Below are 9840 nucleotides of genomic sequence, written 5' to 3' on the forward strand. Positions count from 1 at the left end.
GTCCGTGCGGGGGGTTCTGGCTTTGTTTTTATGTGGGGCCCGTTTTGGGGGCTTCGTTTTTGGGGCCGCGGGGGCGTTTTTGTTTCTGGGGGGGGGGGGGGGGGGGGGGGGGGCCCCCCACCGCCGTGTCGAGCGCCTCAATGGCAAGTTCCGCTTTCAGATGGGTTGCAATAGCCCAGCCGATGACCTTGCGGCTGAAGGCGTCGAGGACGACCGCCATCGGCGTTTAGCACATTCTCTAGAAAAAGGAGCTGGCCATTTCGGGCGCGCCTTCAAGCGCATGGGCCATGAATTCCAAGGCGGCCTTCAGCTTGTCCCGTTGGATCGGTCCTCCGAGGCAGACGCGAACCGCTTCCTGCGCAGGTCCATCGACCGTGAAGGCATCGCTCGCGACGACACCTAGGCCGGAGGAACGCATGTGGCTTCCGAATGTCGAACGCGTCCAGCCATGAACGAGCGGCAGCCAGATATTGAAGCTTATCGCGTCGCCGCGATAGCTGCCAGCGGGGAGCACGTCGGCGACAAGCGCCTGCCGTGCCGCGGCTTCGCCTCTGATGAAGCGCAGGATGCTGTCGGCCGTTCCGTCCTCTATCCAGCGCGTGGCAAGCGCGGTGGCAAGCGGCGAGGCCATGACGTTATTGGCGCGCATCGCTGCGACGAACGGCCAGCCTGCCTTCGAGTCTGGCGCGACCACGTAAGCGAGCCTGAGACCTGCACCGATACATTTGGCGAGCCCGCCGATATGCCAGGTCAGGTCCGGCGCCATGGCGGCGAGCGGCGGCGGGCTGTGCTGCGGGATGAAGCCATAGGCATCGTCCTCGACGATCGGCACGTGATACTTGCGGGCAACGGCGCAGATCTCGGCGCGGCGTCCTTCCGGGATGGTTAGCGTCAGCGGGTTCTGCAGCGTCGGATTGAGATAGAGAGCCTTGGGCTTTTGCGTCTCGCAGGCCTCGGCAAATGCGGCGGCAATAATGCCGTCCTCATCCATCGGCAGGCCGACGAGGTTGAGGCGCAGCTGCGCGGCGATCGACCGCATGCCGGGATAGGTGATGTTTTCCGAAAGCACCGTTTCGCCCGGCTTTGCCAGCATGCCGAAGATCGCCAGCAGCGCCGGATGCGCGCCGGGGGTGACGAATATCCGCTCCTGCGACGGCACCAGCCCGCGCCGGCTAAGCCAGGCAGCCGCCGCCTCCTTGTCCATGCCAGCACCACCAAAGCCTTGGTAACGAAGCAGAGAGACGAGATTTGTCGCGACCGACGACAGCCCTTCCCGCATGCGGGCCAGCAAATCCGGATCATCCGGCTCCGGCGGCATGTTCATGGAGAAATCGACCGCCGACGTTCGCCGGATATCAGGAATAGCATGGGAGGCGAAACCAAGCCGCTCCTTTTCCAGGCCACCGGTCACGAACGTACCGCGGCCAACATGAGTCTTCACCAGCCCGCGCTTTTGCGCCTCCACATAACCGCGCGCCACCGTCGTGAAATCGATGTTGAGTTGCTTGGCGAGTTCCCGCTGCGGTGGCAGTCGATCCCCAACGACGAGGTTACCGCTGCGCAGGTCAAGTTCGATGACATCGGCGATCGCCATGTAGCGCGGGCCGCTGCTGCGGCTGAGGTCGGGAACCCATCGTTTCATGTGTGCGGAATCCGGTGGACTGTCTCTATTGACCGTATATTGTTGCATTGGCCTCTTGTCACCTAAAATAATTCAACCGCCCCGTTTTCATGTGGCTTAACACGCTAACAGCGCTTGGCAAACACTCTCTTGCAGAATTGAATGCATATTGGCGGCATTCATTATGTGCATTGTCGCTTCCATTTTCGGCAGCCTTTTGGCGCGACTTTCAGCAATTAGAAGTGCAGAGCAAGTAAATGACAGGAGAATTGAATGCTTTTTCCGACAATTTGAACGCATTTTAGGCAAACTTCATATTGGCATGGCCTTTGCAATTGAATGGCGTACCCCCGCGATGGGGCCTGACGTCAACAAAGGAGCCATTCATGCCCGCAGTTACCGCACCCGCCCATGCCGACGGCGATTTCCTTGTCGATTACGAAGAAAAGGTCTTCGAGGATGTCCAGGCCAAGGAGGGTGAGAAAGCCCTCATCACCTTCCATACAGTCGCCTTCGAGGGATCGATCGGTCTCGTCAACCTTCTTCAGGCCAAGCGCCTCAAGCGCAAAGGCTTTGAGACATCCGTGCTGCTCTACGGCCCCGGCGTAACGCTTGGCGTGCAGCGTGGCTTCCCCAAACTAGGAGCGGAAGCCTTTCCGGGTCACCTCAACTTCAACAACCAGATTAAGGGCTTCATGGAAGAAGGTGGCAAGGTCTATGCCTGCCGTTTCGCGCTGCAGGCGCTTTACGGCCATGGCGAAGGCTCGCTGATCCCCGGCATCACCCCGATCAGCCCCCTGGATGTTCTCGACCTCATCCTGATCCACCGCCGCGACGGGGCCTTCATCCTCGACACCTGGACGCTCTGACTGATTGAAGGCGGGGCCAAGCCCCGCTTTCATCCGCCCAAAAGGAGTTCGCCATGGAAAAGAAATCAATTGTGCGGGCCGCCGCAGTACAGATCGCGCCTGATCTCACCTCACGGGAAAAGACGGTGGCCCGGGTTCTGGAAGCAATCCATGAGGCTGCCAGCAAGGGTGCCGAACTGGTGGTCTTCCCGGAAACCTTCGTGCCTTGGTATCCCTATTTCTCCTTTGTCCTACCGCCGGTGCTTTCCGGCAAGGAACATGTCCGGCTCTACGACGAGGCCGTCATCGTGCCGAGCGCCGCGACAGAAGCCATCGCCGCCGCAGCTCGCAATCATGGCATCGTCGTCGTGCTTGGCGTCAACGAGCGCGACCGTGGCTCTCTCTACAACACCCAGCTCGTTTTCGACGCCGACGGAACGCTGATCCTCAAGCGCCGCAAGATCACCCCGACATTCCATGAGCGGATGATCTGGGGTCAGGGCGATGCTTCGGGCCTCACGGTGGTCGAAAGCCATGTCGGACGGATCGGCGCACTTGCTTGCTGGGAGCACTATAATCCGCTCGCCCGCTACGCGCTGATGGCCCAGCACGAGGAGATCCATGTCGCCCAGTTCCCGGGCTCGATGGTCGGGCCGATCTTCGCCGAGCAGATAGAAGTGACGATCCGCCATCATGCCTTGGAAAGTGGCTGTTTCGTCGTCAATGCGACAGGCTGGCTAACGGACGAACAGATCGTCTCGATCACGCCGGATCAAGGGCTGCAGAAGGCCCTGCGCGGCGGCTGCATGACGGCGATCGTCTCTCCGGAAGGCAAGCACCTCGCCCCACCGCTCGCCGAGGGTGAAGGCATGGTGATCGCCGATCTCGACATGAGCCTGATCGTCAAGCGCAAGCGGATGATGGATTCCGTCGGTCATTACGCCCGACCCGAACTCCTGCATCTCGTCATCGACGGCCGTGCGACCGCACCGATGGTCGCCTCCCGGACATCTTTCGAAACAGCCCCCGCTTCCACCGAAAGGAGCAATTCCGATGGACACTTCGACAACACGTCTTCCGACCGAGATTCTGATCAACGAGTTGCAGTCCTTCGGAGCCAGACTGGTTGATCCGAAGGCGGGTCATGAAAGCCGCCGTGGCGGTGCCGGCCCCTCTGACCACAAGCCGATGACCATTGACGGCATGACCGTCATGGTTCCGGTCCACACCGCGCCTGCCTTCGAAAGCCCCTATCTGGTCGAGAAGCCGGATGAGGAAGGCAAGAGCCGCATCAGCCGCGATGGCCGCGTGCTTGGCGAAGTCTCCTTCCCGCTGCGGCCCCGCTTCTACGAGCGCAGCACGGCGGAGGGCGTTCCCTATTCGCAGATCGCCGTCCTGCACGGCCGCGATGTGCTGGCAACCACGGTGCTGCAGACCTGTATCCGCTATCAAAGCCGCACCAAGACCTGTCAGTTCTGCGCCATCGGCCAGTCGCTTGCCGCCGGCCGCACCATCGCCCACAAGACGCCGGAGCAGCTTGCCGAAGTGGCGAAGGCGGCCGTCGAGCTTGATGGCGTCAAGCATATGGTGATGACGACGGGAACGCCGAAGGGTTCGGATCGCGGGGCGTCCATCCTCGCTGACAGCGCCCGCGCCATCAAGGCAGCCGTCGACATCCCGATCCAGGCACAATGCGAGCCGCCGGAAGACGATGTTTGGTTCCAGATCATGAAAGATGCCGGCGTCGACGCGCTCGGCATGCATCTCGAAGTCGTCACACCGGAAATACGGGCGCGCATCATGCCGGGCAAGGCGCAGGTCTCGATCGAAAACTACATGAAGAGCTTCAGGGTCGCCGTGGAGGTGTTCGGCCGCGGCCAGGTCTCGACCTATATTCTCGCCGGTCTCGGCGATACTCGCGAAGCGATCCTCGACATCTGCGAGAAGCTCGTTGCGATCGGTGTTTACCCCTTCGTCGTGCCTTTCGTGCCGATCTCTGGCACGCCGCTCGAAAGCCATCCGGCGCCGAAGCCGGACTTCATGCATTCGATCCTGTCCCCCCTCTCGAAAATGCTGATCGACAGCGGCCTAAAGGCCGTCGACATCAAGGCCGGCTGCGGCAAATGCGGCGCCTGCTCGGCCCTTTCGACCTATGAGAGGATGTTGACGAAATGATCCTTGAGCCCTTCGCACCTTATCAGGCCGGCGAATTCCAGGTGAAATTCGCCACATCGCAATGGGAACGGCGGGAAGCCCATGCTCTGCGCCGCACCGTCTTTTGCGATGAGCAGAAGATCTTCGATCATGACGATCGTGATGCGATCGACGATCGCGCGATCCCGATCGTCGCCCTATCGATGATGGGCGTCACCTCGGATCGGCTGGTGGGCACCGTGCGCATTCACGAGGAGGAGCCGGGGCTCTGGTGGGGTTCGCGGCTCGCCGTCCACGAGGATTTCCGCAAGATCGGCGCGCTTGGGGCGACCCTCATCAAGCTCGCGGTCTCCTCGGCCAATGCGATGGGCTGCCACACCTTCCTTGCCAACGTGCAGGTTCAGAACGGGCTGCTCTTCCGCCGGCTCCACTGGGAGGTGGTCGAGGAGTTCGAGATCTACGGCAAGCCGCATTTGCGGATGAAAGCCGATCTTGCCTGGTATCCGCCCTGCCCCACACCGGAAGCCGGTTTCGTGGCTCTACCGAAGAAGGCAGCATGAAAATGACCATCGACGTCACAGCGCTCGCCGCCAAACTAATCGCCTCATCCGGCATTGCCGCGAAAGCCGATATCGGCAGGGTTGCCGCCGGTCTCGGGTTGGCCGGTCAGCCGGTCGCCGTCGGAGATGATTGTGCCGCCCTCCCCGATGGCGACGGCTATCTCCTCTTCGCCATCGAAGGCTTCATCAACGAATTCGTCGCAGCCGATCCGTGGTTTGCCGGCTGGTGCGGGGTGATGGTCAATATTTCCGACGTCGTCGCCATGGGCGGCCAGCCGGTTGCTGTGGTCGATGCGGTCTGGGCAAATGGCGAGGAGAACGCCTCTCCAGTGCTGGAAGGGATGCGCGATGCGGCCGCCGCCTATGGCGTGCCGATCGTCGGCGGCCATACGAATATCCGCACGGACCGCCATCAGCTTTCGGTCGCGATTCTCGGCCGAGCGAAAACGCTGCTGACGAGTTTCGATGCCAAGCCGGGCGACATCCTGATCGCCGCCGTCGATCATCGCGGCCGTTATCGCGAGCCGTTCAACAACTGGGAGGCCGCAACCGACGCGCCGCCGGATCGCATGCGTGGCGACCTCGAAATTATGGCCCAGATCGCCGAGGCCGGTCTGGCGCTCGCCGCGAAGGATATCAGCCAAGGGGGCATTCCGGGCACTGCGATCATGCTGGCGGAGTGCTCCGGCGTCGGCATCGATATTGACCTGACCACCATCCCCATTCCCGAAGGCGTCGCGCTGGAGCGCTGGCTCTCAACGTTTCCGAGCTACGGTTACCTGCTCTCGGTCGCGCCCTCGAATGTCAAAGCCGTCCTCAAAATCTTCACCGCGCGCGGCATCGTCGCAGCCGCTATCGGCACGGTCAATGCCGGCAGCGAGGTCGCCATCAACGCCGACGGCAACCGCGTGGTCATCCGCGACCATGCCAGGGTGCCGCTCCTGGGCCTTGGACGCACCGGCGAAAAACACGAGCGGGAGGATGCCGCATGAACCGTCCTCTGCGCATCGCCATGCTGGCCCATTCGACCAATCCCCGCGGCGGCGTTGTCCACGCCATGCAGCTTTCTGAGGCACTGACGGCGCTGGGCCATGACGTCGTCTTGCACGCTCCCGATTCCAAAGGAAACGGGTTTTTCCGCAAGGCGGAATGCGGCACGATGCCGTTTCCTGTCGGCCCCATCGTCTCCGACATGACCGGCATGGTGAAGCAACGGATCGCCGATTATGTGGGACATTTCGAAAAGCCGGCAGCGCGCGCATTCGACGTCTTCCACGCCCATGACGGCATTTCCGGCAATGCGATGGCGGTGCTGAAGCAACGTGGCTTCATCCGACGATATGCGCGAACCGTCCACCATGTCGATCAGTTCGCCGATCCGCGGCTGATGGAATTGCAGGACCGTTCCATCGATGAGGCCGCCCTCTTCTTCACCGTCAGCGCCACGTGGCAGCACTATCTGGAGGGAAAGGGGAAATCGGCATCCGTCGTCGGCAACGGCGTCGATACCACACGTTATTCGCCGAACTGGAGCGGGGAGCAGACGGCACTGAGGGATCGTCTCAAACTTCCCGCGGGCCCCTTATTCCTCAGTATCGGTGGGGTGGAAGCCCGCAAGAACACGATCGGTATCCTCGATGCCTTCCGGCAATTGCGCGCCGTACAGCCGGAAGCGCAGCTGGTGATCGCCGGCGGCGCGTCGCTGCTGGACCACGGGGGTTACCAGGATGAATTCCGCTCTGAACTGGCGCTGCTGCGCGAACATGCCTCCGCCGTCCACCTCATCGGCCCGGTCGCCGACGAGGACATGCCGAACCTTTACCGTCTCGCGGATGCGCTGGTCTTCCCCTCACTGAACGAGGGCTTCGGGCTCGTGGTTCTGGAGGCGATGGCGAGCGGCGTACCAGTTATCGTCTCGTCGATCGCGCCGTTCACCGAATATCTCGCCGGCGACGACGTCATCTGGTGCGACCCGCGTCATTCGGCCTCGATCGCCGAAGCTATGGCGCTGGCCCTCGTCCCGCAGATCCGCAACCGCGTCATCCCGCGAGGGCTGGACGTGGCCGGCCGGTTTTCCTGGCGGCGTGTCGCCGAAGCCCACCTTGTCGCATACGCAACCTTGAAGGAGACTACCGATGCCTGAAATGCGCTTTGTCATAACGTGGCCCGATGGTCAGGAAGAGAGCTGCTACTCTCCTTCGCTGAACATCCGTGAGTTTTTCACCGAAGGAGAAAGCTATCCGGTAGCGGATTTCGTCGACCGCAGCCGCAAGGCTCTCAAGATCGCAAGCGATCGGGTGGAGGCGAAGTACGGGTTCGCCTGTTCGTCCGCGAACGACCAGCTTGCCCGCATAGAAAGTGCTGCCGAGCCCTTCCTGAAGGACGCGAGCGCCCGCGTCCGCTGCGATACCTTCATTCTCTGAGAGGATCAGTCGATGCCCCATAATCTCAAGCAGCATTATTCTGCAGTTGTCGTCGGCGGCGGTCAGGCCGGGCTTTCCGCCAGTCATTACCTCAAGAAGCACGGCATCGATCACGTCGTCTTCGAGAGGAAAACCGTCACGCACAAGTGGAAGGACGAGCGCTGGGATGCGTTCTGCCTGGTGACCCCGAACTGGCAATGCCAGCTTCCCGACCATCCCTATGACGGCGACGATCCACATGGTTTCATGGTCAAGGATCAGATTGTCGCCTATGTCGACCGCTTCATCAAAAAGGTCGATGCACCGGTTTTCGAACATACTGCCGTCAGTTCGGTGGAGCGGATGTCGGACGGTTCGTTCAGGGTCGAAACATCGGCAGGTACCGTCACCACGGACAGTGTTGTGCTGGCAACCAGCCTCTACGCTCGACCGTCCATTCCCCGGGCGGCCGAGCGGCTACCGGACGAGATCCTCCAGCTTCATACGGTGGATTACCGCAATCCGCAGCAACTACCGGAAGGCGCGGTGATCGTCGTCGGTTCCGGCCAGTCCGGCTGCCAGATCGCCGAGGACCTGCATCTCGCCCGTCGCAAAGTGCACATGGTCACCGGCAACGCACCGCGATGCGCCCGTTTCTATCGCGGCCGGGACGTCGTCGACTGGCTCTCGGATGTTGGGCAATACGAGATCACCGTCGAACATGACGGGATGACCAAGAAGAAGCACGATACCAACCACTACCTCACTGGCCGCGATGGCGGTCGGGATCTCGACCTCAGGAAATTCGCGCTCGAGGGCATGAAGCTTTATGGCCGCATGGAAGGTGTTTCAGGTGGTAAAATGCTGTTTGCCCCAAACCTCAGGGCCAACCTCGACAATGCCGACCGGGTCTATAATGGCATCAACGCCCTGATCGACAAGCATATCGCCGCCCATAACATCGATGCGCCACCGGCCAGCGTCTATTCCCCCGTCTGGGAACCGGCGTTGGAACCGGCGGAACTCGACCTTGCCGCTGAGGGCATCTCATCCGTCATCTGGGCTACGGGTTTCACACCGGACTGGTCCTATGTCGGACTGCCGATCTTCGATGGCACCGGCTATCCGGTCCAGCGACGCGGTATGACGGGTATAGACGGTGTCTATGTCCTCGGCCTGCCATGGCTCTGGACCTGGGGCTCGGGTCGCTTTCTGGCCGTGGGCAAGGATGCGGAACACGTGGTCGGCCACCTGGCGGGCTACCTTGAGAGGGCCGACGAGAAGCCCTTCAGACAAACCGCGACGGGTCGATGATCAGATGAGTGTCGCATTTCTCAATACCTCGACGAAAACGTCCGCCAAGCGCGAGCTGATGGAGCGCGCGCTTGATCCCCATATCCTTCTCGGCATGCCGCATCTCAATCCTTTCGGCCTGTCCGAGACATGGCTGATGAAAGAGCTCGGCCACCGCCATTGGCTAATGCTGGCGCAGCAGATGGACATGGAAGACGCCGACTTCCGGACGCCCGATGGACGCGAGGCATATGCCGCGATCTGTGCGACATCGCTTAAGCAGGCGCGTCTTGAATTGGCCAGAGCCAACGATGTGCTGGTCGTTCATTCCTCGATGTCGCAGGTATCTCGCACCCAGCACGCTAGCATCCACCATGTGTCTATTGGTGCCGGTATAATTGCTGTTGTCGAAATCCTGTCCGCGTTCGTTGCGAGAGAAAAAGGCGGCGACAACCGATCGCTGACCAAGATGGGAGTAGCCACGGGCCTAGCCCAGCCTCGCCTCTCCAATTCCCTTGCTGCAGCGGCAGCAGCGTTCCGGCGCGGTCAATCAGATGTTGTCTCCGATATCTACTTAGCAGAGCTTAGCCTTGCCAGAACAATGATCATCCGTCCAAGTCTCCAGGAGGAATTCAACGGCGCTGGACTGCTCTATTTTGCAAATTTTCAGGCGCTTGCCACGAGAGCGATCGAGGATACTCTGCCGCCATCCAAACTGATGCGGCGCGACGTATTTTTCAACGGCAATATCAATCTCGGAGAGGCAATCGAACTCAAGGTTCGAAGTTCGGATGATAACGTCAGATGGATTGTCGAATTTTATCGAACAGACGGGTCAAGACTGGGCTTAGTCACAACGTGGTTTGCCTAGGGTCAGGACCCATTGATTTGAATTGACGGCTATGATTCAGACGGGCGGATAGGAGCCTGACTGATGAGTAATTTGTTCTGGCTGACTAACG

General features: G+C 60.9%; 10 protein-coding genes. 9 read left to right on the forward strand and 1 reads right to left on the reverse strand.

The genetic code is table 11. The features are described from left to right. Positions 1 to 238: 238 nt before the first annotated feature. On the reverse strand, positions 239 to 1642 hold the full coding sequence (locus tag FHT28_RS35540; RefSeq protein WP_168598887.1) for a PLP-dependent aminotransferase family protein: 1404 nt from the start codon (positions 1640 to 1642) through the stop codon (positions 239 to 241). 365 nt (positions 1643 to 2007) lie between these two features. Between FHT28_RS35540 and FHT28_RS35545 the strand changes: the two genes are divergently transcribed. The 9 genes from FHT28_RS35545 to FHT28_RS35585 are packed head-to-tail and all read left to right on the forward strand — an operon-like array spanning position 2008 to position 9749. Then, positions 2008 to 2490: an MSMEG_0572/Sll0783 family nitrogen starvation response protein gene (locus FHT28_RS35545; RefSeq protein WP_069610638.1), complete on the forward strand. Its 483-nt coding sequence runs from the start codon at positions 2008 to 2010 to the stop codon at positions 2488 to 2490. 53 nt (positions 2491 to 2543) lie between these two features. Further along, on the forward strand, positions 2544 to 3599 hold the full coding sequence (locus tag FHT28_RS35550) for a Nit6803 family nitrilase (protein WP_145646902.1): 1056 nt from the start codon (positions 2544 to 2546) through the stop codon (positions 3597 to 3599). Then, entirely contained in the window at positions 3523 to 4644 is a 1122-nt protein-coding gene (locus tag FHT28_RS35555) for an MSMEG_0568 family radical SAM protein (RefSeq protein ID WP_186450822.1), read from the forward strand. The genes FHT28_RS35550 and FHT28_RS35555 overlap by 77 nt, the downstream gene beginning before the upstream one ends. Beyond that, positions 4641 to 5183: an MSMEG_0567/Sll0786 family nitrogen starvation N-acetyltransferase gene (locus FHT28_RS35560; RefSeq protein ID WP_145646904.1), complete on the forward strand. Its 543-nt coding sequence runs from the start codon at positions 4641 to 4643 to the stop codon at positions 5181 to 5183. The genes FHT28_RS35555 and FHT28_RS35560 overlap by 4 nt, the downstream gene beginning before the upstream one ends. Next, complete coding sequence (locus FHT28_RS35565; RefSeq protein ID WP_145646906.1) at positions 5180 to 6175, forward strand: sll0787 family AIR synthase-like protein; 996 nt, start codon at positions 5180 to 5182, stop codon at positions 6173 to 6175. The genes FHT28_RS35560 and FHT28_RS35565 overlap by 4 nt, the downstream gene beginning before the upstream one ends. Then, entirely contained in the window at positions 6172 to 7326 is a 1155-nt protein-coding gene (locus tag FHT28_RS35570) for an MSMEG_0565 family glycosyltransferase (protein WP_168598888.1), read from the forward strand. Before FHT28_RS35565 ends, FHT28_RS35570 begins: the two co-directional genes overlap by 4 nt. After that, a complete protein-coding gene (locus FHT28_RS35575; RefSeq protein WP_168598889.1) occupies positions 7319 to 7606 on the forward strand; it encodes an MSMEG_0570 family nitrogen starvation response protein in 288 nt (95 codons plus the stop codon). The genes FHT28_RS35570 and FHT28_RS35575 overlap by 8 nt, the downstream gene beginning before the upstream one ends. A 12-nt stretch (positions 7607 to 7618) precedes the next feature. After that, positions 7619 to 8899, forward strand: coding sequence for an MSMEG_0569 family flavin-dependent oxidoreductase (locus FHT28_RS35580; RefSeq protein WP_168598890.1), 1281 nt, complete (start codon positions 7619 to 7621; stop codon positions 8897 to 8899). A 4-nt stretch (positions 8900 to 8903) separates the two neighbouring features. Continuing rightward, on the forward strand, positions 8904 to 9749 hold the full coding sequence (locus tag FHT28_RS35585) for a Pnap_2097 family protein (RefSeq protein WP_168598891.1): 846 nt from the start codon (positions 8904 to 8906) through the stop codon (positions 9747 to 9749). The last annotated feature ends 91 nt before the right edge of the window (positions 9750 to 9840 follow it).

This window comes from Rhizobium sp. SG570, assembly GCF_012275345.1.
In the GTDB taxonomy this organism is placed as follows: Bacteria; Pseudomonadota; Alphaproteobacteria; order Rhizobiales; family Rhizobiaceae; genus Rhizobium; species Rhizobium lusitanum.

Coding starts and splice junctions, on each gene's coding strand:
- FHT28_RS35540 (WP_168598887.1), bottom strand. CDS start 1,642: ATGAAACGATGGGTTCCCGACCTCAGCCGCAGCAGCGGCCCGCGCTAC.
- FHT28_RS35545 (WP_069610638.1), top strand. CDS start 2,008: ATGCCCGCAGTTACCGCACCCGCCCATGCCGACGGCGATTTCCTTGTC.
- FHT28_RS35550 (WP_145646902.1), top strand. CDS start 2,544: ATGGAAAAGAAATCAATTGTGCGGGCCGCCGCAGTACAGATCGCGCCT.
- FHT28_RS35555 (WP_186450822.1), top strand. CDS start 3,523: ATGGACACTTCGACAACACGTCTTCCGACCGAGATTCTGATCAACGAG.
- FHT28_RS35560 (WP_145646904.1), top strand. CDS start 4,641: ATGATCCTTGAGCCCTTCGCACCTTATCAGGCCGGCGAATTCCAGGTG.
- FHT28_RS35565 (WP_145646906.1), top strand. CDS start 5,180: ATGAAAATGACCATCGACGTCACAGCGCTCGCCGCCAAACTAATCGCC.
- FHT28_RS35570 (WP_168598888.1), top strand. CDS start 6,172: ATGAACCGTCCTCTGCGCATCGCCATGCTGGCCCATTCGACCAATCCC.
- FHT28_RS35575 (WP_168598889.1), top strand. CDS start 7,319: ATGCCTGAAATGCGCTTTGTCATAACGTGGCCCGATGGTCAGGAAGAG.
- FHT28_RS35580 (WP_168598890.1), top strand. CDS start 7,619: ATGCCCCATAATCTCAAGCAGCATTATTCTGCAGTTGTCGTCGGCGGC.
- FHT28_RS35585 (WP_168598891.1), top strand. CDS start 8,904: ATGAGTGTCGCATTTCTCAATACCTCGACGAAAACGTCCGCCAAGCGC.